The sequence below is a fragment of the uncultured Pseudoxanthomonas sp. genome (genome assembly GCF_947498795.1).
In the GTDB taxonomy this organism is placed as follows: domain Bacteria; phylum Pseudomonadota; class Gammaproteobacteria; order Xanthomonadales; family Xanthomonadaceae; genus Pseudoxanthomonas_A.
In genome coordinates this window covers 74,644-97,118 of sequence record NZ_CANMLQ010000003.1, presented here as the reverse complement: position 1 = coordinate 97,118, position 22,475 = coordinate 74,644, and the positions used below count along the sequence as shown (strand labels likewise).

Here is a 22,475-nt window from a genome sequence, read left to right as displayed (position 1 = left end):
GCTAACGCGGTCGCTTTGACTTGGCGGGAGGCATCCAGTATTTGGAGCGTCGGCCATGGGACTTTCCTTTGGCTAGGGCTGCGGTCTGTTTTCGTTTGATTGCCTGTCGAAGTCCACACGTCTGCAGGGTGTCGCAGCAGGCGTAACCTGCGGCGGCGCAGGCATCTAGATAACTTTTGTCGGCGACCTTACAGGCGTGATGTTCCAGAATGAAGGTGGCCAAGGCTTGGGAGTGATCCCCGCAAGCAGTGACATCCCGCTCCGGCGTTTCGCCGCAGGGACAAATCGTGCGGCCACCCACCAGGACCTTGGACCGTGTGGATACCCGTGCAAGCCGCTCGGTCCCACACCAAAGCTCCAGGCGATGTTGACCCGGGCGCGGATCCGGGCGGACGACGAATTTCCCATCCGCAGCGCGTTCGGCGAAGGCTGGACCCAACTGCGCGGCGGCCTGCTCGGCCTTTGCCTGGTGCACAGCGGCGTCACCATGCGCCCGCCCGTGATCTGTGCCCGGAAAGACTCCGCGGGCGTTGGCCCCCGCCTGACGGGCGAGGAATTGGTAGACCGCCGCCCACCAGCGTCGCGCAGTGGCTTCATCGGCAATGGTGCTGGGATTGTCCCCGCCCCATCCCAGGCAAAAGCTGCCGTCCCCATTGATGTGCCGGTCCGGGCAGAACGTCGGAAGCATGGTATGCCCCGGGAGTTCGCGCACCGATACATGCTCTGCGACAAAGCTCAGGGCAAGGCGAAAGGTGTGCTTCGAGCCGCCGGGACGTTTAACCGTCATGACGGCCTGAGCACCCTCGGGGACAGCATGGAGCGTGGCGCCATAATCAGGCGCCACGCTTTGCAGCAAACCGCACGCATCGACCATCAGATGCGACGGCTGTGGGGACGAAACGGTTGGGCCAACTCGGGGACAATGGCCGGCGCAGCTGTCGCGTAATACTCGGCCTGGACCGCCTTGGCGACCTTGTCGCCAGACGCGGCCAGTTCGTCAACCGCGGCGGCGTAGTCCAAGTTCGTGGCCTTTCGTTGCTTGCCGAACACCTTGCGCACGGCCTCAGTCCCGGCCGCATACGCGGCGGCACCGATGGCCGTCTCGATGCCATCGCAACGTCGCTGTTCGTCCTCGGAAGCCAATACCGCACGTCCGGTGGCGCACCGCAGCAGGCTGCCCTTCATGCCCAGACGCGAAAGTGCAAGCCACCCCAGTTCAAACCCAATGGCCAGTCCTAGATCGTCGGTATCGGCACCTTCAGCATTCAAGTGCTCGATGGCCTTGGCAAAGCTGCTGCGGAGCGCGCCGGCGCACTGGGTGGCCGTGCTGACGGTGGCTTCCTCATCGGTGGTATGAGCCGTGCCCTCCAGCAGCGTACCGTGCAAGCAGTCGCCAATGAATCGCACGCGCCGCCCCGCAAAGTCCTTGTGTACGACCGCATCCAGCTCTGAACGCAGCACGTGGAGCGTACGCACCAGATTTTCCGGGTTGTCTTCCAGGTGAGTGTCGACGAAATCGGTGAACGCGTCGATATCGGCGTAGAGCGAAACACCCTCGAAGCGCTTGGACTTGGCCGCGCTCAGCAAAGAGAAGTCCAAATCGGACAGCGGGGGCGTGGGACGGCTGAAGGAAAACTCGCCAATGGGCGATTCGTCCTGCTCTTCCTTCCACAACTTTATGATGCGTTCTGCCGAAACACCTAGGTCGGCCTCCTCCACACAGGTGGCGATCTGTTCCTCGGTCAGAGGCGTGGTGCGGTCCTCATCACCGGTCAGGGCCGTAAAACCCATGACGGCGCGCGCGTGGTGGGTGAGGTAGATGCCTTCCGCGCTGTCGTGGCCCGCGCATTTGGCTGCGTGATTGGCGGGCGCACCCAGGAAGAGCGGCTCCCGACTGGCCCGGCGCCCGTTGTTGACTGCCAGCGCCAGTCCGCTGTCGATGCCGACGCGGACCTGCGCATTGGGGATCTGCTCATCGGCATCGCCGGTCTGCGCCAGCACGTCGATAGTGAGCTTGGCGATTGCCACAGCCCGGGCGACTCGCGCGCGTTCATCGCTGTCGCCATAGGGCTTGGTTACCACCGCATGGAGCCGCTGGTTATGAAAATCGACGCGGATGGCGTCGCTCTCTTGCAGGATCCGGTGCACGGCCCGGTAATGCTGGTTGAGGAAGCGCAGCGTGCGCTTGTGGCAGGTTTCGCCTTCCACGTCGGTGCAGCCCAAGATGTCCCGCAGGTTCACAATGTCGATGTAGACGTGCGCACCATGGACGCGATAGGCCCGGCTGACGGGAATGCTCTCAAGCGACGTGTCGCGCTTGTACTCGCGAATTTCTACTTCTCGTACATCTTCATAATGCGTTGCGATGCGCTTCTTGGCGCGTTCCTCGTTCCAGCTGTGTCCCATAAACGCTCTCCTTGCGGCCACGTGGTGGTGGACCAGAGCGGGTCGCAGCGCCCTTTGCCCAGGTGCCGGCCGGGTGAACTGGGGGGCACTTCCGGCGTATATTTGGGAAGGACTTCACACTTTCAAGGGGGTTTTCGTGGGGACAGGGATGGTCGAGAGGTTTGCTGCTGATGGCGGCAAAAGGCTGGTGACGGCGTTATCCGAATTTCGTTTGTTGGCGGGATTGAGCGACGTTCCAGCACGCCTAGCCGAGGTGGGCCAGCTGGTGGAAGTTGGGGCTGGGGAGTCCTTCATTACCCAAGGCGGACCGGAAACCGACGTGTTCTTTATCGTGGCCGGCGTCGCCGACGTTGTCGTCAACGGCAAAGTGGTCAACACCCGGCGGGCTGGCGACCATGTGGGAGAGATGGCTGCCATTGAGCCGGCACAGCTGCGATCGGCGTCGATCACGGCGAGAGAGCCCTGCGTCTTGCTGAGGATCTCTGAAGGCGATTTCATCGCCGTGGCCGATGCCCACCCCACGATGTGGCGTCGCTTGGCGGCCACGCTATCCAGGCGGCTGATGGAGCGCAATTCCACTATCACGAAGGCGCGGGAAGAAGTTCGGGTATTCGTGATGTCCTCCGTGGAAGCCTTGCCCGTGACTCGGCTACTCGTCCAGCATTTCGAACATGATCCCTTCTTGACCGTCGTATGGGACCAGGGCGTCTTCCGGGCATCGAACTACACGCTGGACGACCTAGAACGTCAGTTGGAACAGGCCGACTTTGCCATCGCCGTGGCGCACGCGGATGACATGGTGATTAGCCGAGGCGACGAGTGGCCGGCGATGCGCGACAACGTGGTCTTCGAGCTGGGTATGTTCATTGGCTTCCTAGGGCGACGGCGCGCGTTCCTGATGGAGCCGCGCGAGGACAAGTTGAAGCTTCCGAGCGACCTCCAGGGGTTGACCACGGTGCCTTATCGCTACGTCAAAGGCCCAGACGCCAGGGCGTACCTCGCGCCGGCATGCGAGCAAATCCGAGCCCGAATACTCGAGGCAGGCCCGAGGGACTGACGATGCCATTACTGGACGACATGAAGGCAGCCGTCTCAGACATCGCACGCAGTGCCTGGACGACGCGACAGGGGCGGATCGTTCCCGAGCCGGAAGACCTACGGCTCGGCAACGACGCGGTGGAGTTCGATCGAGCCACGGTGCTTTACGCGGACCTGCAAGGCTCAACGAGCATGGTCGACTCGGAAAACTGGCAGTTCAGTGCCGAGGTATATAAGGCCTTCTTGTATTGCGCCGCCACGATCATTCGGAACGAGGGCGGGAAGATTACGTCCTATGACGGCGATCGGGTGATGGGGATCTGGGTCGGTGATCGTCAGACCACACCGGCCGCCATTGCTGGATTGAAGATCAATTACGCCGTCCAGAAGATCGTCAATCCCGCGTTACGCGCGCAGTACCCAGGATGGACGGGCGAGGTGAAGCAGGTGGTCGGCATCGACACAAGCACGATCCGCGCTGCGCGTACTGGGGTACGTGGTGGAAATGACATTGTATGGGTTGGACGTGCAGCGAACTATGCGGCGAAGCTCACGGACTTGAACTTGCAAGAAAGAACGTGGGTGACGGATGAGGCGTTCAAACGGCTGACAGATGAGGCCAAATTTGGTGGATCACCCAGGCAGTTGATGTGGAAATCCTATCGCTGGAGCCAGCAAGGAGATCGCCGTATCCACGGCTCTACCTGGCGATGGGCTGTGTAGCAAACTCACGCGACGAAACAGACGTCACAGAGCGGAAGATAGTCTCTACCTTAGATTGTCAGAATACCGCGACGCACCGCGATCAGTACCGCGTGTGTCCTATCGTTCGCCATCAGTTTTGCCAGAACGTTTCGCATGTGCGACTTCACCGTATCTTCGGTAATGCCGAGCGCCTTGGCCACGGCCCGATTCGACTGTCCTAGCGCCACAAACCTCAGCACATCCAGTTCGCGCTGGGTGAGTTTTTCGTCATTCAGATGTGCCGCCAAATCTATTGCCACTTCAGGCGGGACAACTTTTCGACCCTCATAGATATCACGGATGATGTTCACCAGATCCTTGCGGACCGTATCCTTCAGGGCATAGCCAGCCGCGCCAGCGGAAAGCGCTTCGTTCGCGCGAACGTCTCCCTTGTACGTGGTCAACATCAGCACCTTGGCGCTAGGAAGCGCTTGCAGGATAAGTCGGGTCGCCTCTGTTCCATTGAGACCCGGCATCTGCAAGTCCATCAGGATGACATCGGGCCTGAGCTCAAGCGCGACTTCCAAAGCCTCATTGCCATTGCTGGCTTCACCCAGGACACAGATATCGTCCTGCTTGCTCAACAGCGCGGCCACTCCATCCCGAAACAGCGGGTGATCATCAACAATCAGCACCGAGATTTGCGTGCCGTCTTTCGTGGTGGGCGGCAGGGAAGATGTCATGCCGATTCCCTTACAGTGCCGGAGCGGCCAGGGCCGAACATGCGCTTGAGCCAACGTGCTCGGCGGTCGCCGTAGGCGATCACCGCTGGCACCACCAGGTCCATCGAGGTACCGCCCGCCTTTGACCGCGCAAGCCTGAACTTTGCACGGATGGCTACTGCCCTCTCGTGCATGCCGCGGATTCCCCAGTGCCCTGGTTTCCCTGTCTTAGCCATGGAACCCTCCATGCCACATCCATCATCGCGCACCCGCACGCGAAGCGCATCGCGATCATAGCGGACGATGATGCGCACCCGCTTGCAGCCGGAATGCAGAACCGAGTTTGCTGCGGCTTCGGCACCGATCCTGAGGATTTCCAGGCGCGCCGTGGGCTGGATCTCTCGTGCCAGACCCACCTCTCGCACCGATATGCGTGTGCGGCTGTGTACGCCGCTTTCAAGTAGATAGCGCTGCAAGCTCGCACCCAAGGGGGCACCCTCCTCTTGAAGTCGCAGGTCGCTGACCCTCTGCCGTCCCTCGGCGATGAGTGCATCCGCCCTGTCCAAGGCCCGGCTCATCAGCTGTTTGTTCTGTTCCCCATCGGGGAGATCATTGGCCACAGTCTGCACATGCAACATCAATCCCTGGATTCCCTGCAGCAGGGTGTCGTGCAACTCGCGCGCAATGCGCTCGCGCTCACGTGCGCGCTCGCGAAGCTTCTCCCTGATGCGCAGGGTGATCCAAGTGGAGCGAGCCCAGATAACCAAACCACACAGGACGACCACGAAGGCCACCAGGACAGTTCGGAACCAAGTGGTCTCATGAAATGCAGGAAGCACAGAGACCTTCACTCGGGTTTCTTCGTCGTTCCAAAGACCAAGCTCATTGGAGGTGGCTACCTTGAATACGTAGTCCCCGGGAGGCGGTCGCTTGTAAGTAACCGCCCGATCCTTACCGCCCGTCCGCCAATCGCTGTCCACGCCTTCGAGTTGAAAGCGCATTTGTAGGCGATCCGGCGTCAGCAGATCGGTGGCCGTGTACGCGAGCGAGAACTCCTCAGTACCAGGGAGAATAAGGAATGCCCCCTGCTCAGACTGCGTAGCAGGGTTACCGTCTGCAGCCACTTCCGTGATGCTCGCGCGGTGAGGCTGAGTGATCGGCACCGTGACTGCGGATTTGAGCGTTGTCAGGTTGTTCGCCGCAAACCACAACGTACCGTCCGCCTGCTGAGCAATAGTCGGGTGCGGTGCGCCTGCCGCTGGGGCCCCTTGCCGGCCGTCTCGATAGTCGTAGATTTCCGCGCCGAGTATCGCGCGGGGATCCTGCATAACGCGCTGCATCTGACCTGCAGGGATGCGCAACAGGTTGCTCGCCTGGTTGATCCATACATCGCCATTGCGGGCGGTGAATACCCCTAACGGTCCCAGCACGCGCATCGGCGACTGAAGCGTGATCGGATGGAGCGTATCCCCCAACAGGATCGCGAGTCCTTCATCGCCGGCGATCAACGTCGCGCCACGATACTCAGCGAACTTGCGAATGGTGCCAAGATGTAGAGTGGCTGCTTGTTCGAAGAATCTGACGGAGTGGCCGTCGATCATCGATACACGGCTATCGGTGAAGCCAAGCCATATCCGGCCACGCGAGTCTGACGACAGTCCACTGGCCGTCATCCCTTCCAGCGCCTTGAAGCCGCCATCTGCGAGCCATCGCTCTCCGGTCCAGCGATACACCCGCCCCTGCGGCCTGGGGGACGTGAGAACCCACAAGGCTCCACCCGCGTCTTTGGCTATCCCGGAAACGAATACTTCTTGCCCGCCTGGATCAAACCGGATCCGGCTGATCGCCTCACCATCGATCTGCAAGATTTCCGAACGTCGCTGCCCTCCGATCCAGACGGTGCCCTGCGCATCACGCCACACATGCGTTAGTCGCTCACCAGCGCTTGGCCGCGCTCCCGCATTGGCGCCAATCTTGATCAGCCCCCGCGAAAAGCTGACTAGCCACATGCCCCCATCACTGGCTGGAGCCAAGCCACCATACCCACCCGGAAACGCTGGCTGAGTGAGTCGATGAGGATGGAACTGGCTCAGCCCGCTTGTAGTCCCTATCCAGATCGAACCATCCAAGCCTTGGACAATGGAGCGGGTGACAGAGGCATCGCCGAAGACCTCAGGGCCGAAACTTTTTTGGGCGACACCTTGCCGATCATTGAGCGCGATATAGGGATCGATCCGCCCAGCACCCTGCGGGCCCTCTATCCAAGCCATGCCCTCGCGATCGATGTAGAACTGGTAGCAGCGGACCTGCGGGTTGGCTTCAGTACGCCCCGAGGCGAGCGTGAAGCGGCGCAGCCCCCCGATTTCACCGCAATACCAAATATCGCCTTGGCGACCAAGCGAGAACCGGCCCGTGCCTCCAACTGGAGCGTTCACCTTGGAGAATGCCGATCCGCCCTGCGGCCGAACAAAGAAGCCTTCGGTCGAGGACAACCAGAGGTCGCCATCGGCAAGCAAGGCCGCATCGAATAACCGTAGCGGCGCCTCGCCGGCACGCACCTCGACCAGGCGCCAACCTTTGGCGCCAGCCTGAAACAGCCCAGCGGAGGTGATCGCATATCGCTGCGAGCCCCGAATGAGCAGGCGAGAAATATGCCCCGCCTCCTCCGGCAACTCGTACTGCTCGGCAATGCGGTTCGCCTTGAGCTTGACGATGTGTCCCCCAGAAGCAGCCAACCACAAGACATCCGGCGCTTCGCCAGTCATGGCGGTGATGGCGTTAGAGGGCAGAGCCTGGCCCCACGGCGCCTCGAATCGCTCGAAACGGCTGCCATCGAAACGGTATAGGCCGGTGTAGCTACCCACCCAGAGAAACCCGTCAGCGGCGGGCACGATGCCCCTGACCTCGATCGGGGCACCCTCATTCGTGCGCCAAAGGGTGCGGTGGTAGCCGGGCAGGCTGTCGGTCTTCTGGGCGAAGGACTGGCTGGTCCACACGACGGACAAAAGGACGATTACAGCCCACTGTTTCAGGCCGCGCAGCTTCCTTTGGTAGTCCCGCACCTCACCCATGGTGGCCGCCGATCCCGATTCTGGCCCGCCACCATTGTGCACCGGGGGGCTCGCCCGGAACCCTACCGCTCCATTGCCGGCCGCGACTCACTCAAAAGTGTGGAGCTCCCGCCCGACCGGAGTGTGTTTCGCCCCTCCGGCCGAGCGGGCAGTGTGAAGCTACCTCAACGGGAGCGTTCCCATGCTCGGTATCACTGCTTTCGGATGGATCCATACCGTGCTCAGTGTGGGCGGACTGCTCTTTGGCCTGGCCGCTCTTTTGCTGTCCGGGCGCATCAGCCAATACACGACGGCCGGCAAGCTCTTCATTTGGCTGACGGTGGCCAGCTGCATCACGGGCTTCTTCATTCTCAGCAAGGGGACCTTCAATGAAGCACATGCGCTTGGCGCGCTGACACTGCTGACCTTGGCGGCCGCCTTCTGGCTGGAACGGATAACGATCCGTCGCTGGGCCGCTTACGTTTCGGTGGCGCTTTACTCCTTGGCCCTGTTCTTCCATTTCATTCCCGGCTTTACCGAGACCCTGACCCGCATCCCGGTAGGGAACCCTCTTGCCCAGGGCCCTCAGGACCCACTGGTCAAAAGCGCTATTGGCGCGACTTTTCTTGTCTATCTGGTCGCGGTCGCTATCCAGTGGATCGGTCTGCGTAGTGCGAATCGCAAGCCGCATGTGCCCGACTTGTACCCGTAGTTCCACTCCCCCTGCGCATCAAAGGACTCCTGTATGCCGCTCAATGGCTTGTCCGCCTTACTCCGGCCCGAAGACAGCGTTCTGCTGCTGATCGATCACCAGCCGTTCCAGTTCGCCAACTTGCACAGCCATGAACCCACCATGGTCGTGAACAACGTGGTGGGGCTGGCCAAGACCGCCAAGGCCTTTGGTGTTCCAACGATTCTGACCACGGTGCTGGAGGCGCGAGGCGGCTACCTAATCCCCGGCCTACAGGCCGTCTTCCCCGACCAGAAGCCCATCGATCGCACCTACATCAACACGTGGCAGGACGCGCGCGTCGTTGATGCCGTCAAGGCAACAGGTCGCAAGCAACTGGTGATCGCGGCGCTGTGGACCGAGATCTGTCTGGCCATGCCCGCGATTCAGGCGGCCGGTGAAGGCTGGGAGGTCTATGCGGTGACCGACGCCTCCGGTGGCGTCACGGCCGAGGCACACGACATGGCGGTACGACGCATGGTCGCCGCTGGTATCACGCCCATCAACTGGATGGCCGTCATGGGGGAATGGCAACGAGATTGGGCGCGCGAAGAAAGCGTTCCCGCGGTAGCCGAAGTTCTCGCCGCGCACGGCGGCGGCTCGGGCGTGGCCTTCGCCTGGGAATTGCAACTGCTGGCCACCCAACCGCCTGCCTGATTTCGGAGTGCCCCTAACCATGACCATCCAGGCACTTCGTTTTGCGAGAAAGAGAGCGCTGGCACCTCTCGTGCTTACGCTTGCAGCCTTCTCGACCAGCGCCTGCGCGCAGGATAGCGCCCGGCAGGACGACGAAGCTCGCCAGGTGGTGAACCGATTGATCACGGAAGTTCAAAGCGGCGGTGACTTCGCCCTATTTGAGCAGTTGTTTGCCCCCGCCTTTATCGACCACACGCCATTCCCTGGCTACAGCCCCGACAAGGATGGCGCACGAGCCATCTACAAGACGTTCCGCACTGGCTTCCCCGACTTTCGTGCCGAAGTGCACCTCCAGGTCGTAGAGAACGGACGGGTCACCTCGTTCAAGACTTATCGCGGCACACATTTGGGAACCTTCATGGGATTGGAACCCACCGGGCGGGAGATCGCCATTCCCATCATGGACATCGTAGAGGTGCGCCACGGCCAAATTACCGCGCACTGGGGTGTTCCCAATGTGCTGGTCCTCTACCAGCAACTCGGCGTCACCCGCATCGATCAGAGCGGCGCCCCGTTGCCGCCTACTGACACTCCCTGAGGATCGATCAGATGCAAAAGCTCATTCTGCGTTGTCCATTCGTGGTGTTAGCACTACTTGCCTTTGTACTGCTCGCTCCCCTGCATGCGCATGCGGCTGACGACCCGTCCATTCGTCCTTACCGTATCGACATCCCGCAAAGCCAACTCGACGACCTGAACCGTCGTCTGGATGCAACACGATGGCCCGAGGCGGAACCGGTTGCCAATGACACCCAGGGGGCGCAGCTCGCTAAGGTCAAAGCCTTGGCGCACTACTGGCGACATGAGTACGACTGGCGCAAGGTTGAGGCCCGCATCAATGCCTACCCGCAGTTCGTGACCACCATCGATGGCGTAGATATCCACTTCCTGCACATCAAGTCCAAGCACAAGAATGCGTTGCCGTTGATCATGACCCACGGTTGGCCGGGTTCGATCGTGGAACTACTCGATGTCATCGGCCCACTCACCGATCCTACCGCTTATGGCGGCAAGCCGGAGGATGCATTCGATCTGGTATTGCCCTCGCTGCCCGGGTACGGATTCTCCGGCAAGCCCACAGAACCAGGGTGGGGGCGTGCGCGAGTGGCCAAGGCATGGGACACGCTCATGAAGCGACTGGGTTACTCGCGCTACGTTGCCCAAGGCGGCGATTGGGGGGCAGTGGTGACTCAGGAGATGGGCCACCAAGCACCTCTTGGTTTGCTTGCGATCCATATCAATATGCCGGCCGTCGTGCCGCGCACGTTGCCCGCCAAGCTCAGTGCCGATGAGCAAGCCGCCATGGATTCGCTCAACGCCTTCTTTGGCAAGGGCGCTGGCTACGCTCAGATTCAGGCCTCTCGTCCCCAGACCATTGGATACGCGCTGGCCGATTCGCCCGTGGGCCAAGCCGCCTGGATTTACGAGAAGCTTGCCGCATGGTCCGACAGCGGTGGACAGCCTGAGAAAGTGCTGGGTTACGACAAGATGCTGGACGACATCATGCTGTACTGGCTCACCAACAGCGGTGCATCGTCAGCAAGGTTCTATTGGGAGAACTCGGATCTGGCGTTCTTCGTCGTAGGCATCGACATCCCTGTGGGTGTGACCGTCTTTCCGAAGGAGATTTACCAGGCGCCGCGTAGTTGGTCAGAGCAGGCATATCCCAAGCTCGTTTACTGGAACCAGGTGGACCGGGGCGGACACTTCGCTGCCTTCGAGCAACCAGAACTGTTCTCGCGTGAGGTGCGCGCAGCCTTTGCTGGCATGCGTAGGCCCTGAGCGCGTTCATCGCAGGGACGCGTTCCTCTCTCAACACCCAGGAGAAGCCCATGTCCACCGCCGCACACGACACCCCCTCCCCCCGTCGCACGCGCGGCCGTGGTCAGGCACTGACAGGTGCACTGGAACTGTCGGGCCGACTTCTCCTGGGTGTCCTATTCCTGGTGTCCGGGGCTGGCAAGATCGCCGCCTACGACGCGACTGAGGGATACATGCAGGCCATGGGAGTACCCTTCACGTTGCTACCCGCAGTCATCATTCTGGAAGTGGTTGGCGCGCTGCTGTTGTTCGTGGGCTGGAAGACCAAGTTCGTCGCGATACTGTTGGCAGGCTTTTCCATCATTTCTGCACTGCTTTTCCATGCCAACATCGCCGACCAGATTCAGCTGGTCATGTTGCTCAAGAATCTCTCCATTGCCGGCGGACTTCTGGTATTGGCCGCGAACGGGGCCGGGCCGTACAGTGTCGACGCCAGGCAGTAGCACCCAGCGTCCTGGCAAAGGGATGTATGGGGCAGCCGGCGGAAGAAGCGTGTCTGGCTTTTGGTCTTAAGTCGGCGTGGCTTCGGCTGGGCCGGCTTGGTCTGCTTTGCCTTCTGCTGACCGGCTGTCAGAGCCTGCCCCCTGCATCGGCTCCGACGACGGTCGAACAAGCGCTGCAGTCCGCCCAGCGTTGGGAACGGACGGCGCTGGTGTCCAGCACCCCGGACGCGTGGACGCAATGCGCTGGGGATGCATACGTGGCCGCGAGCGATGCCCGACTGCTGCCCGCCGCTTCCATCATTGCGGAGCGTTGTACACGCAAGTATCTGGAGGGCATGGGACGCCTTCCTACTCGATCAGACACGACGCCCGTCGAGGCAGGCGGCGTGAACCTCATCGTCAGTACACAGCGACTTTCCCTCAACCTCGCAGACGTGGTGAAGCTGCACGTGGCTGAGGGTCCAGTCCAAAGGGCCACTTCGGCGCAGTGGGGTGTTCCGGTCGTGCTCATCGGCGATCGTTGTGTCGGCGAGGAACGCTGCCAGCTCTTCCCACCGGAGGGGATATTTCGTGGTGCCACGGCATGGATAGAGAAGCACAGCCAGGATCAAGGGCTGGTTCGTCTGGTGGTTGCGGGAGATGCACAATCGCATGTCCGATTGGGCGGACTTACAGTGCCGCTTCGAACGGATTTTGATGCGGCCTACTCACGGGGCGTTCGCACCTCAAAGCTCCATCGTCTCGGGGTATGGGGCTTGATCGGCGGGCGCGAGGTCGGACGGCGAGCCGGCATGTACCTGCTTGATGACTATGATCCGACCAAGCGCCCCTTGGTGATGATTCACGGCTTGGGAAGCAGCCCGCTGATCTGGGAGAAACTGAGTAATGCAGTGTGGAGCGACGCTACGTTGCGCCAGAACTACCAGATCTGGCACGTGGTCTATCAGACAGATGCTCCGCTCCTGGTACAGCGAAGACGCGTCCAACAGTACCTGGACGCAGCGTGGAAGATTCTTGATCCGGAGGGCGACGATCCGGCCCGGTCACACATCGTGCTCGTTGGCCACAGCCTGGGCGGTGTAATAGCGCGCATGCTGTGCGTGGATTCCGGGCCTAGCTTGTGGCACGCGGCATTCAGCGCGCCGCTGGACTCGCTTGAGGCTGACGCGTCTGAGCGGGCATTGATGGAAGAGATCTTCTATTTCCACCGGTATCCTGGCGTAAAGCGTGCGGTGTTCATTGCCTCACCACATCGAGGAAGCCCCAGCGCGACACGATGGTTTGGTAGGGTGGCGCGCGCACTCGTCGGCAAGCGAAATGACGAGGTGGCAACGCTTCTCAAGGTTGCGCGGCGGAATGAGGCAGCCATCCAACCCGAACTGAAAGAGGCTTACCTGAAGGGGCGTATCAACAGCATATCGACACTTCAGGCATCACAACCTGTGAGTGCAGCAGGCCAGCGACTCGTCCCCGCGTCCGACATTCGCTTCCACACCATCGCGGGCTCAAAGTCACCGGACGTGGCAAGCGATGGCGTGGTTCCCGTTTCCAGCGCAGAGTTGGCCGGCGCGCAGTCCACGCTGGTCGTGCGTTCGGGGCACAATGTCCACGAGAGTCCCGAAGCTATTGCCGAGGTTATCCGCATCCTGGTCGAGGACTCCTCATCAGACTGAGGAGTCCTCTATGGCTTAGGCCGCTTCAAGCGCTACCGACGCCGGACGCCCGTGGGAAGATCTATGGATCAGCGCAGCGGTCGCGATGGCCAGCACGCCGCCCAGCCACATGGTGGCCACGACACCAAAGCCGTCCACGGTCAGGCCGCCAAGCAGCGCGCCGGCACCGATGGCAGCCTGCGCAATGGAAACGAACAACGCTGCCATGCTCTCCAGACGGTCTGGAGCAGCGCTGAACAGCCATGTCTGCATTGCGATCGGCAGCATGCCAAACCCAAGCCCCCACAAAAGCACCCATGCCACAGCGGCCCATGCGCTGGCCCCAGTCAGAGCGAGCAGCAACACCGGTGCACCGATAAGTAGCGCCGTACCGGCCAAGGTCAGACGCACATTCTTACCAGCCGCCCAGCCACCAATAAGGTTGCCGGCAAAGCCGGTGATGCCATAACCCAACAGCACCGCACTGACGGTACCCGCATCAATGTGACTCACTTGATTGAGGAACGGCGTGATGTAGGTGTAGGTCGCGAATTGACCGATAAAAATGAGGATGGCGGCTAGCAATCCAATCTGCGCTGTGCGCATCTTCAGTACCGCCGGGATCTGCTTCAGACCGTTGGAGGCCTCGGCCTTGATCGACGGCAACCAGGCTGCCAGCCCACCGAGGACGATCAGCGCCATGACGGAAGCGGCGGCGAACGACCAACGCCAGCCGATCAACTCACCCACCAAGGCGCCTGCTGGCACGCCGGCGACTGTGCCCACGGAAACGCCAGAGAAGATGACGGAGGTGGCGCGCACCCCTTCCGCGCCCGGCCGCAATCGCGGGCCAAGCGAACCGCCAATGGTCCAGAAGCCGCCCACCGCCACGCCCAACAGGATCCGCCCGGCGAGCAGGACGGCAACGTGATGGGCCAGCGCGACCATGGCATTGGAGACCACAAGCAGGCCCAGCAAGAACATCAGCACGTGGCGGCGATCAAAGCGGCCGGTGACGCCGATGGTCAATGGCGCTGCCAACGCTGCCAGGAATCCAGGCAACGTGACCATCAAGCCTGCTTGGCCTTCGGTGATCTGCAGATCACGTGCGATCTGCGGCAACAGGCCAACAGGAAGAAACTCTGACGTTACCAGGGCGAACGCCCCGATCGCGACGGCGGCGACCGCCGTCCAAGGGGCGGCGGCAACAGGGGCGGAGGCCCCAGTGGAGATTGGAGCAGACATGGGGGAGATTCCGATTCAAGGGTCGCCAAACGCAGCCGCGACCGGTGGTAAGCCGGTCGCGGTGCGAAGGGGGAGAGGACCTTTAGTTGAACTTGACCAGGTTCAGCGCCGGCAGCGGGCCGCCGGGGAACTGCACCAACTGGCCACCGATGGCGAGTGAACCCAGATCGATGCCAAAGAAGCCCAGTTGCTCGATCAGACCACCGACCTCGGATTTGGCACGCGCATCGTCACCGGAGTAGAACAGCACACGCTGACCGCCCTCGGACTGCGGATTGCCCGACACCAGCTGCGGCTGCAGGTGATTGAAGGCTTTCACCACACGCGCCCCGGGGACCAACTCAGCGAATACTTCGCTGGAGACGCGACCACCCAGATCGGCAGGCTGGAACAGCGGCGCTTCGATCGGGTTGTTCGCATCGATCACGATGCGGCTATTCCAGTCCGGCAGGCCGGCCAGCGCGGCCGGGAGCTTGGACCAGTTCACGGCCACCAGGACGATGTCCTGGGCAGCCGCCTCCTCGCGCGTTCCGGCGCGAATGGTCGGACCGAGCGTCTGCACCAGGGATGCCAGCGACTCGGGGCCGCGGCGGTTGGCGATCACCGCCGGGATGTTGTGCTTGCCCAGGGCGCGGGCAAATGCCGCGCCGATGTTGCCTGCACCAATGATGCCGATGCTCTTCATGGTCTTGTCCTCGATGACTGTCGTTGGGGTTAGGCGGTGAAGCCGCCGTCGGCGACCACGTCGGCACCGGTGACGAACGAGGCGCCAGGGCTGGCCAGGAAGGCCACCACGTTGGCGATCTCGGCCGGCTGGCCGTAGCGACCGATGGCCATGCCAGGACCCACGAGCTTGGCGACTTCGCCATCAGCCGGGTTCATGTCGGTATCGGTCGGGCCGGGGTGCACGGTGTTGACGGTGATGCCGCGCGGGCCCAGGTCACGTGCCAGGCTGCGGTTGAAGCCGGTCACGGCACCCTTGGTCAGCGTGTACAGCGAGGCGCCCGGGAAGTTGGCGTAGCGGGTCATCGAGCTGCCGATGTGCACGATGCGGCCACCCTGGCCCATGTGGCGCACGGCTTCCTGCGTGGCAACGAACACGCCGGTGACATTCACCGCCAGCATGCGCTGGTAGTCGTCGAAGCCGATCTGGTCGACCGGGCCACCGCCCAGCGCGATGCCGGCGTTGTTGACCAAGATGTCCAGCGCGCCGTAGGTCGACACGACCTGGGCGATGGCCGCGCGAACAGCGCTCGGGTCACCCGAGTCGGCCAGGATCGGCAGGGCGATACCGCCGGCATCCTGGACGGCGCTGGCCGTCTCTTCGGCCTGCTGGGGCGAGCCCACGTAGGTGAAGGCGACCTTGGCGCCATCGGCGGCCAGGCGCTTGACGATGGCCGCGCCGATGGAGCGCGAACCGCCGGTGACGAGGGCGATCTTGCCGCTCAGGGGAAGGGCAGAGGTATTGGTCTGGGTGTTCATGGTGAGGCTCCGGTGTGGGAAGGAAGGGGACTGCGTGGAGCGAACAATGCGCTTGCCACTCCCCTCCGGGTAGCCAGTAATGGTTAGAATGAGTTTCAAGTCTGACTTGAAGGTTGCGCGATGGAGACCTTGGCCAATCTGGAGTCCTTTACCCGCAGCGCGGAGCTGGGCGGCTTCTCGGCCGCGGCCCGTCAGCTGGGCCTGACCCCCGCAGCGGTGAGCCGCAACGTGGCGTTGCTGGAAAAGAACCTGGGCACACGCCTGTTCCATCGCAGCACGCGCAAGCTCACGCTCACCGAGTCCGGCGAGCGCTTCCTGCTGGGAGTCCGTGAGCATCTGGAAGGGCTACAGGCGGCCATCTCGGATGTAGCCAGCGATCGTGGCGAGCCGGCCGGTGTCCTGAAAGTGAGCGTCGCGCTGGCCTTCGGCATGGAGTACCTGCTGCCGATGTTGCCGGTCTTCATGCAGCGCTACCCGCAAGTGCGGATCGACTGGCAGTTCGACAACCGTCAGGTGGATCTGGTCGCCGAGGGGTTCGATGCCGCGATTGGCGGTGGGTTCGAGCTGGCGCAGGGCGTGGTCGCCCGGACACTGGCACCCGCGCACGTCATCGCGGTGGCATCACCGGACTATATGAAGGGTCGGCGTAAGCCCGCCACGCCTGAAGCGTTGGCGGAACTGGATGGGATCGTGATGCGCTCGGCGCGAACGGGCCGCATCCGGCAATGGACCGTACGCAACGCCGCCGGTGAGACCCAAGCTGCTGAGCTACGCCACACGCTCGTATTCAATGATCCAGCTGCAATGACCCGCGCGGCGGTACTGGGACTGGGCGTCACGATGATCGCGGTGCCTGATGCATTGCCCTTCCTGGAACGAGGCGAGCTAATTCGACTCGTGCCGAAGTGGTATGCCGACGCTGGCCCCATCTCGCTCTACTACGCCAGTCGAACCCTGCTTCCCGCCAAGACACGGGCGTTCATCGACTACGTGACTGAGGTATTCCACAGCCAGAAGCTAGCGGAGCGCTTTGCAGGAAGCATTGGTTAGGTGCGGATTCCGGTGGCACTGTCAGTTTGCCTTCTCCAGTGGCCACTCCTCGGGGACTAGTGCCGGCGGCTTGGTCCACGGCTGTTCAACCAAGGCGTCCTGAAACCACTGCTCGCGCAGATTCGCGTGTTCAGTGACGATCAGCTGGAAGCCGGGCGCGTCCTCCTGCGTGAACCTGTACAGCAAGTCGAACAGACGCCGGACGGCCACGAGGTCGGCATCGGCTTCCGTCTTCTGAATCGAACCGTCGGCCTCGTGGTAGACCTGCTCGGAAGGGAAATACACTTGGGTCGGCTGGTCGATCAGCAGAAAACGCGGAATCGGACGGTTGTTCTTGACCGCGAACAAGTGCAAGGCAAGCAGTGCCGACAGGTGGTAGGCCAAGTGGTTCTCGCCACCGCCGGTGCGGCTCATCGGTACCGGCCGTTCGGGGCGGTCGATGACGATCGTGACGTTGGTCAGGTCGAACCGCGTGGGGAAATTGCCAAATTCCGCCTCGAACTTCTGGATGTACCGGGATACCTGCGTCGAAATGATGTTCAGGATGGAACTGAGTCGGTCATTGCTGTCGTCCGTACCGATCCGATTCTGCAGGGCTTCGACCATTGACTTGAGGCGGCGATGATCGGCTTCGAGCCTGGCGAGCTCTTGGTCCGGAGCGAGGGTTTCCAAGAACAGGCTGATTCGTCCCACAACCCGCGCCGCCGCGGCATTTCGTGTACCCATCTGGGAGATCACCTCGTTCGCGGCGATCGCCGCCGAGAGTTCGGTTTCCTTCTCCCTGATGGTGCCGGCGACCGCTCGCACCTCGTCGTCCAGTTCCTTCTGGTAGGCATCGAGCTTGGGGCGTTGGCCGGTGGCGATGCGAAGTTCCGCATCGAGCGATGCAAGTTCGTTGAGCAATACCTTGGCAACGGGGGATTCGAGCGCCAGGTTCCGTTCGCTGAAGGGCCACTGCCATTCCCCGGTGCTCGGGTTCTTCGGCAGTGCCTTGATTGAGGCCAGCCGGTCCAGTTGTTCGGCCGCCTCGTTCTCGTAGCCACTCGCGCGCTTGGAGAAACGTCGTGCAGCGTCGATCCGGTTCTGCACGTCGCCACGGTCCTTGCGCAAGATCTCGATCTCGCGTTCTAGCGCGGAAATTCGACTGCCATCGTCTTGGGGAACCTTCTCGGGTTTCCATGTGAGCGCGGTCCGCAAGATCTGAATGATCCCATCGGCACCAGCGCCATCGATGGAACCATCGAGAACGCCTACGGTCTTGGCTTCGGAGTAGAGACTGATCGCCTTCTCGTGTGACGTGCTGATTGCATCCCGCGCCTGCTCGAGCTGTTTCGTGTTGAGCCTGAGATCCCGTTGTGCGATACGCAACTTGGCTTCGAGTTCGTAGCGATCATGGGACGACACGCCCAGCAGGATCGGCAGCGTGTCGCGGATCGCCTGCGGCTGGAATTGCTCGTTCTGCCGGTAGAATAGCTGGTCCTTATTGGCGACCAGCCCCTGCTTCTGAAACAGGTAATAGAAGGTGTGCTTGATGTTCGCGTCGAAGCTGTCGCGGCTGTGTTCGATGGCGACATCGGTGCGGTTTTCGGGGATGCCGACCAGGCGCGAGAGCAAGCTGACGATGGCTTCGTCGTCCGAGGTCTCGACAAGCTCGTCGAACGCGGGGGCCTGCAGCTCAGATCCACGGCGCAGCATCGCGGTGCCGCAGCTCGCGCCGCCACCGCGCGGCGTCGGCTTGGCGACCAGTACCTGCTCACCGTCGAACTGGTAGATGACCGCGAACCACGCCACCTTGTCGCGTATGACGCCTTCGGGGACATTGAACGTAGAACGTCCCATGCAGTATTCGATGATTTCGGACAAGGCCGACTTGCCGGTGGAGGACCTGCCAGTGATGACATTGAGGCCGTCGACCTTGAATTGCAGGTCACGGCGCTGCCCGTCATGGCTGTAGATATGGATGGACTTGATCTTCATGGACGGATTCCGAAGGTCGTGTAGACGGTTACCCGGTCGGCGATACGGGCGAACTCCTTGCCGACGAAACGCGCCACACGCTGGCAGGAGATCGTTTCAGCGGTCCCGTTCGTGTCGACGGTCTTGCGCGCCGTCTTAGGGACGGTCTGGATGCGGCCGTCATCACCGATGGCTATGCAGCCTCGTTCCATCAGCAGGCCGAAGCCCTCGAAAGCGTAAGGCAGCATCGCGGTCGCCCTTTCGGCAAAACCCACCTGCACCTGAGGGTTCTTCTCCGCCACCCTCAGCAGGTAGCCACGCGAGCCGGCGGCAAGCGCTTCGCGCGACTGCTTGTGCAAACACAAGGGAAGCACGAGCAGCGACAGCGAGTAGGGCATGCCGCGCGCGTCGTCTTCCTCGTAGCCCTGCAGAGCACGGAACAGCACCAAACCGCAGAACGCGGGGTTGAACAGGTTCCGTATTTCGAAGGGACGCTGGTCCCAGGGTTTCATCTGGGAGAGGCGCTGCTCAAGGCGGCTCATGCGGTAACTCCCAGCGCCTTGCCGACACGTTCGAGGAACCGGGGGTGCCAGTAGATTCTGGGCGCGGGCGTGGCATTGGCCAAGATATGGAAAGAACCGCGGGTGACATACGGCTCGGTGACGCGCTCACGGATGCGCAGTGAATGGATTTTTCCGCTTTCCAGATCTGCCCACTTGTACAGGTCCTTGCCGGCACGCTTCAGCGCGTCCTCGGCGCTGTTCTCATCCAGTTCCTCAAACACCACGTCCTTGAATCGTTTCCACTCATCAACAAGCCGATCCTCATACCCGTCGAGCTCTCCTGGCACTAGAAGGTTCTCGCGCGCCCACTCCGAACGCTGCTCGAACGCACGATAGAAATCCAGGATTGCGCTATGGATGCGATCCTTGGAGATGCCGATCTCACGCAGTTGCCAAACAAATGGGCGCGGGTCGTTGTCGGTGTCAATTCCTTCAGCAGGCTCCTTCCCGATGAACGTGATGGGAAGGTTGTCCGACTTGTATTCCTCAGACAAAGAGAACATCTTTTCGGAAATCTCGTTGCCGAGAATGCCTTCGGTCCTCGCGCCGGTAAGCAGCCGGATCACCTGATCGTTCCACCAGCCTTCCAGGCGCTCGAACACGGCATCGCGGTTCGCAGGCCGGATGATGCGCATCGGCCCTTCCTTCACTAGCTTCGGAATGTCTCCGATCCGTGGACTTCCGTCGAGAATCTGGATGCGTGCTAAGAAGTCTTCTTTTTCGGCGTTCGTCAGCTCGTTGAACTCTTGGGTGATGGTGCCGATGGATGCCGACTTCGACCTAGCAAGCGCATCATCCGCAAGTTCGCACGCTGTCCTGTCGTCTTCACTGTTGCGTACGTAACCCGACAGGAACCGTGTCAGAAACGAATCGTCGCCGACCTTAGCGGTAGTGAAAAGGAAGAATCGCAGGTTCGATTTGGCGCCATCGTCGCGTTTGTATCGATCGAGCCAGATGCGCACGGACTTCCAGAAGTCCATGGACAGGTCGGTCAGGCGTTCGCCTTCCGCCTTGTGCTTGAGCGAGGCGAGCGATTTTCCGCCATTGCCGTCCTCAAAATCCACGTCGTCGTCCTTTTCCAGGAAGACCGTGGTGCTCTCCGGCAATTGGAGCATTTGATGCAGAGCCAGTCGACCCTGGTAGATGTACCCAAGCCCCTGTTCGCCAGCTGAATATTTGTCGGTGGTTGCCTCGGCCATGCCCAAGTCCATTCCTTGATTCTCGGAGCGCGGGATGACGGTTTAGCCGGGGAGGCGTATCTCCTGGTACGCCATGTCTTGCTTTGCTTCGGCTCCCCTTTGGCTACGGCCGCAGTTCCCCAACGCCTGCCTGTCGTGGGCGATGGTAGCAAACCGCCCAAACTAGTGGGGCGGTCGGCTATCCATAGACAGTGATGGATCGGTCAGCCTTCTTAGATAGAGCTCTGCCTGCTACTGGCCGATACCGGACGAAAGACGTCAGGTCCGCTATCGGCCAATAGTGGTCATGGGGGCGACCAACGCCAGCACCCTGTCCAGCTCTCACGGTACGGCGTTCGGTTCACTCCAGCACCCGCAGTTAGGAGACGCTGTTGAGCGACAGATCGAGAACGGACGTCATTCGGCTCCATTGATGTTTGATCCTGACGGGCGAAACGTGGCTCTCACTCGAAAGTATGAGACCGCGAACGCACTTTGCGGTGTTCTAAGCGTATCGCCGGCCGCGCTATACAACGCTAGGGCCAGGCACCATGCCACGTGGCTCCGCTCAACCAGGAGCCACCATGGCCAGCTTCGTACGCGCCACTTCAATGTTGTCTGTTATGGCTGCGGGTTGGTTGGTTGGTGCCTGCACAAAGGCGCCACCTCCGTTGGCGGCTCCACCCGAAGTTAGTGTAGCCAGGGTCGTATCGGTCACTGCACCGCAGTGGGATGAGTTCACCGGCCGCTTCGCCGCGATCGATACGGTCGATCTCCGACCACGGGTCGGCGGCTACATCCAGAAGGTTGCTTATCACGAAGGCCAAGAGGTCGATGCGGGACAGGTGCTGTTTGAGATCGACCCCAGCAGCTACCAGGCCGAACTTGAGCGCGCCTTGGCGGACTTGGATCGAATTCGAAGCAAGTCGGCGCTCGCGACCAGCGAATCCGAACGTGCCCGCAAGCTCGCGGAGCAGCAAGTCATCTCAACCGAGATGTACGAGCAGCGTAGCGCCGCCATGCGGCAAGCACAGTCAGAGATTCGAGCGGCTCAATCCGCCGTGGACTTGGCGCGACTCAACCTGGGCTACACGCAAGTGCGTGCGCCGGTAAGCGGACGGGCCGGCAAAGCCCTGGTTACAACTGGAAACCTGGCCGCTGCCGACGAGACGGTGCTGGTCAACATCGTTTCGATGGACCCTATCCATGTGTACTTCGAGGGTGATGAGGGTACGTACCTGAAGTACGTGAGCAGCGTTCGGTCCGGAGAACAGCTAAGCCCGCGCAACACGCGCACGCCTGTACGCATCGGGCTGACTAACGAGGAGGGATTTCCTCACACCGGCTATGTCGATTTCGTCGACAACCGCGTGGACGAAGGCTCCGGCACGATTCGGGCCCGCGCTGTGGTTGGCAACGCCGATGGCCGCTTCACCCCAGGCCTCTACGCGCGTGTCCAGATGATGGCTAGCGAGCCCCGCGACCTGCTGTTGGTGGACGAGAAAGCCATCGTGACGGATCAGGATCGCAAGTACGTCTACGTGCTGGCGGGAGATAAAACTGTCCAACGTCGCGACATCCAACTGGGGGCCAAGCTAGAGGGCTTGCGCATCGTCAGATCCGGCCTGCGGCAGGGTGATCGGGTGGTCATCAACGGTCTGCAGAAGATCATGGGATCTGGATCGGCGGTCACTCCCATCCTGGTGCCGATGACGGCGACCAGTATCGCCGCGCAGGCGCACTAAGCGAAGGACCTAAC

Annotated in this window: 20 protein-coding genes; 10 read left to right on the top strand and 10 right to left on the bottom strand. The window is 61.6% G+C overall.

What is annotated here, in order from left to right:
• Position 1: 1 nt before the first annotated feature.
• Together Q0907_RS09890 and Q0907_RS09885 are read right to left on the bottom strand one after the other, a co-directional pair.
• Positions 2-874, bottom strand: coding sequence for an E2 domain-containing protein (locus tag Q0907_RS09890; protein WP_299344072.1), 873 nt, complete (start codon positions 872-874; stop codon positions 2-4).
• A complete protein-coding gene (locus Q0907_RS09885) occupies positions 874-2,406 on the bottom strand; it encodes an adenylate/guanylate cyclase domain-containing protein (RefSeq protein ID WP_299344069.1) in 1,533 nt (510 codons plus the stop codon). Before Q0907_RS09885 ends, Q0907_RS09890 begins: the two co-directional genes overlap by 1 nt.
• Positions 2,407-2,554: 148 nt before the next feature.
• On the opposite strand from Q0907_RS09885, the gene Q0907_RS09880 reads away from it, so the two are divergent.
• Positions 2,555-3,463: a TIR domain-containing protein gene (locus Q0907_RS09880; protein WP_299344066.1), complete on the top strand. Its 909-nt coding sequence runs from the start codon at positions 2,555-2,557 to the stop codon at positions 3,461-3,463.
• A gap of 20 nt (positions 3,464-3,483) precedes the next feature.
• Positions 3,484-4,167, top strand: coding sequence for an adenylate/guanylate cyclase domain-containing protein (locus Q0907_RS09875; RefSeq protein ID WP_299344063.1), 684 nt, complete (start codon positions 3,484-3,486; stop codon positions 4,165-4,167).
• A 50-nt stretch (positions 4,168-4,217) separates the two neighbouring features.
• Here the strand turns inward: Q0907_RS09875 and Q0907_RS09870 are convergent, their stop codons facing one another.
• Complete coding sequence (locus Q0907_RS09870) at positions 4,218-4,871, bottom strand: response regulator transcription factor (RefSeq protein WP_299344060.1); 654 nt, start codon at positions 4,869-4,871, stop codon at positions 4,218-4,220.
• The gene (locus tag Q0907_RS09865) at positions 4,868-7,921 is read right to left on the bottom strand and encodes a sensor histidine kinase (RefSeq protein ID WP_299344059.1); all 3,054 of its coding nucleotides are present in this window, start codon (positions 7,919-7,921) and stop codon (positions 4,868-4,870) included. The genes Q0907_RS09870 and Q0907_RS09865 overlap by 4 nt, the downstream gene beginning before the upstream one ends.
• Before the next feature lie 181 nt (positions 7,922-8,102).
• Here Q0907_RS09865 and Q0907_RS09860 point away from each other — a divergent pair, with 181 nt between their 5' ends.
• From Q0907_RS09860 to Q0907_RS09835, 6 genes are all read left to right on the top strand, one after another.
• A complete protein-coding gene (locus tag Q0907_RS09860; RefSeq protein WP_299344056.1) occupies positions 8,103-8,612 on the top strand; it encodes a hypothetical protein in 510 nt (169 codons plus the stop codon).
• Positions 8,613-8,645: 33 nt separating this feature from the next.
• Positions 8,646-9,287, top strand: coding sequence for a hydrolase (locus tag Q0907_RS09855; RefSeq protein WP_299344054.1), 642 nt, complete (start codon positions 8,646-8,648; stop codon positions 9,285-9,287).
• Between the two features lie 19 nt (positions 9,288-9,306).
• Entirely contained in the window at positions 9,307-9,864 is a 558-nt protein-coding gene (locus Q0907_RS09850) for an ester cyclase (RefSeq protein WP_299344051.1), read from the top strand.
• Between the two features lie 11 nt (positions 9,865-9,875).
• Entirely contained in the window at positions 9,876-11,108 is a 1,233-nt protein-coding gene (locus Q0907_RS09845) for an epoxide hydrolase (protein ID WP_299344049.1), read from the top strand.
• A gap of 50 nt (positions 11,109-11,158) precedes the next feature.
• Positions 11,159-11,590 carry a DoxX family protein gene (locus Q0907_RS09840; protein ID WP_299344046.1) on the top strand — a complete coding sequence of 144 codons (432 nt, stop codon included), beginning with the start codon at positions 11,159-11,161 and terminating at the stop codon, positions 11,588-11,590.
• Between the two features lie 257 nt (positions 11,591-11,847).
• Positions 11,848-13,263: an alpha/beta hydrolase gene (locus Q0907_RS09835; RefSeq protein ID WP_299344043.1), complete on the top strand. Its 1,416-nt coding sequence runs from the start codon at positions 11,848-11,850 to the stop codon at positions 13,261-13,263.
• Positions 13,264-13,278: 15 nt separating this feature from the next.
• Here the strand turns inward: Q0907_RS09835 and Q0907_RS09830 are convergent, their stop codons facing one another.
• The 3 genes from Q0907_RS09830 to Q0907_RS09820 form a co-directional block, all read right to left on the bottom strand.
• On the bottom strand, positions 13,279-14,487 hold the full coding sequence (locus tag Q0907_RS09830) for an MFS transporter (protein ID WP_299344040.1): 1,209 nt from the start codon (positions 14,485-14,487) through the stop codon (positions 13,279-13,281).
• 82 nt (positions 14,488-14,569) lie between these two features.
• The gene (locus Q0907_RS09825; protein ID WP_299344037.1) at positions 14,570-15,172 is read right to left on the bottom strand and encodes an NAD(P)-binding domain-containing protein; all 603 of its coding nucleotides are present in this window, start codon (positions 15,170-15,172) and stop codon (positions 14,570-14,572) included.
• 29 nt (positions 15,173-15,201) lie between these two features.
• Complete coding sequence (locus Q0907_RS09820; protein WP_299344035.1) at positions 15,202-15,969, bottom strand: 3-oxoacyl-ACP reductase family protein; 768 nt, start codon at positions 15,967-15,969, stop codon at positions 15,202-15,204.
• Positions 15,970-16,089: 120 nt separating this feature from the next.
• Here Q0907_RS09820 and Q0907_RS09815 point away from each other — a divergent pair, with 120 nt between their 5' ends.
• A complete protein-coding gene (locus Q0907_RS09815) occupies positions 16,090-17,019 on the top strand; it encodes a LysR family transcriptional regulator (protein ID WP_299344033.1) in 930 nt (309 codons plus the stop codon).
• A gap of 21 nt (positions 17,020-17,040) precedes the next feature.
• Here the strand turns inward: Q0907_RS09815 and Q0907_RS09810 are convergent, their stop codons facing one another.
• From Q0907_RS09810 to Q0907_RS09800, 3 genes are read right to left on the bottom strand one after another with little or no spacing between them, the layout of a single operon-like run.
• Positions 17,041-18,996: a DUF3732 domain-containing protein gene (locus Q0907_RS09810; protein WP_299344031.1), complete on the bottom strand. Its 1,956-nt coding sequence runs from the start codon at positions 18,994-18,996 to the stop codon at positions 17,041-17,043.
• Positions 18,993-19,517 (bottom strand): three component ABC system middle component, encoded by a 525-nt coding sequence (locus tag Q0907_RS09805; RefSeq protein ID WP_299344028.1) that lies wholly within the window; start codon positions 19,515-19,517, stop codon positions 18,993-18,995. Before Q0907_RS09805 ends, Q0907_RS09810 begins: the two co-directional genes overlap by 4 nt.
• Positions 19,514-20,737 (bottom strand): ABC-three component system protein, encoded by a 1,224-nt coding sequence (locus tag Q0907_RS09800; RefSeq protein ID WP_299344025.1) that lies wholly within the window; start codon positions 20,735-20,737, stop codon positions 19,514-19,516. Before Q0907_RS09800 ends, Q0907_RS09805 begins: the two co-directional genes overlap by 4 nt.
• A gap of 563 nt (positions 20,738-21,300) precedes the next feature.
• Between Q0907_RS09800 and Q0907_RS09795 the strand changes: the two genes are divergently transcribed.
• Positions 21,301-22,461: an efflux RND transporter periplasmic adaptor subunit gene (locus tag Q0907_RS09795; RefSeq protein ID WP_299344023.1), complete on the top strand. Its 1,161-nt coding sequence runs from the start codon at positions 21,301-21,303 to the stop codon at positions 22,459-22,461.
• The last annotated feature ends 14 nt before the right edge of the window (positions 22,462-22,475 follow it).

Bases quoted from the DNA above. Each gene is read 5' to 3' on its own strand.
- Q0907_RS09825 (WP_299344037.1), bottom strand. From the start codon at position 15,172: ATGAAGAGCATCGGCATCATTGGTGCAGGCAACATCGGCGCGGCATTT.
- Q0907_RS09845 (WP_299344049.1), top strand. From the start codon at position 9,876: ATGCAAAAGCTCATTCTGCGTTGTCCATTCGTGGTGTTAGCACTACTT.
- Q0907_RS09820 (WP_299344035.1), bottom strand. From the start codon at position 15,969: ATGAACACCCAGACCAATACCTCTGCCCTTCCCCTGAGCGGCAAGATC.
- Q0907_RS09885 (WP_299344069.1), bottom strand. From the start codon at position 2,406: ATGGGACACAGCTGGAACGAGGAACGCGCCAAGAAGCGCATCGCAACG.
- Q0907_RS09805 (WP_299344028.1), bottom strand. From the start codon at position 19,517: ATGAGCCGCCTTGAGCAGCGCCTCTCCCAGATGAAACCCTGGGACCAG.
- Q0907_RS09795 (WP_299344023.1), top strand. From the start codon at position 21,301: ATGGCCAGCTTCGTACGCGCCACTTCAATGTTGTCTGTTATGGCTGCG.
- Q0907_RS09860 (WP_299344056.1), top strand. From the start codon at position 8,103: ATGCTCGGTATCACTGCTTTCGGATGGATCCATACCGTGCTCAGTGTG.
- Q0907_RS09850 (WP_299344051.1), top strand. From the start codon at position 9,307: ATGACCATCCAGGCACTTCGTTTTGCGAGAAAGAGAGCGCTGGCACCT.
- Q0907_RS09840 (WP_299344046.1), top strand. From the start codon at position 11,159: ATGTCCACCGCCGCACACGACACCCCCTCCCCCCGTCGCACGCGCGGC.
- Q0907_RS09830 (WP_299344040.1), bottom strand. From the start codon at position 14,487: ATGTCTGCTCCAATCTCCACTGGGGCCTCCGCCCCTGTTGCCGCCGCC.
- Q0907_RS09875 (WP_299344063.1), top strand. From the start codon at position 3,484: ATGAAGGCAGCCGTCTCAGACATCGCACGCAGTGCCTGGACGACGCGA.
- Q0907_RS09880 (WP_299344066.1), top strand. From the start codon at position 2,555: ATGGTCGAGAGGTTTGCTGCTGATGGCGGCAAAAGGCTGGTGACGGCG.
- Q0907_RS09815 (WP_299344033.1), top strand. From the start codon at position 16,090: ATGGAGACCTTGGCCAATCTGGAGTCCTTTACCCGCAGCGCGGAGCTG.
- Q0907_RS09870 (WP_299344060.1), bottom strand. From the start codon at position 4,871: ATGACATCTTCCCTGCCGCCCACCACGAAAGACGGCACGCAAATCTCG.
- Q0907_RS09865 (WP_299344059.1), bottom strand. From the start codon at position 7,921: ATGGGTGAGGTGCGGGACTACCAAAGGAAGCTGCGCGGCCTGAAACAG.
- Q0907_RS09890 (WP_299344072.1), bottom strand. From the start codon at position 874: ATGGTCGATGCGTGCGGTTTGCTGCAAAGCGTGGCGCCTGATTATGGC.
- Q0907_RS09810 (WP_299344031.1), bottom strand. From the start codon at position 18,996: ATGAAGATCAAGTCCATCCATATCTACAGCCATGACGGGCAGCGCCGT.
- Q0907_RS09800 (WP_299344025.1), bottom strand. From the start codon at position 20,737: ATGGCCGAGGCAACCACCGACAAATATTCAGCTGGCGAACAGGGGCTT.
- Q0907_RS09855 (WP_299344054.1), top strand. From the start codon at position 8,646: ATGCCGCTCAATGGCTTGTCCGCCTTACTCCGGCCCGAAGACAGCGTT.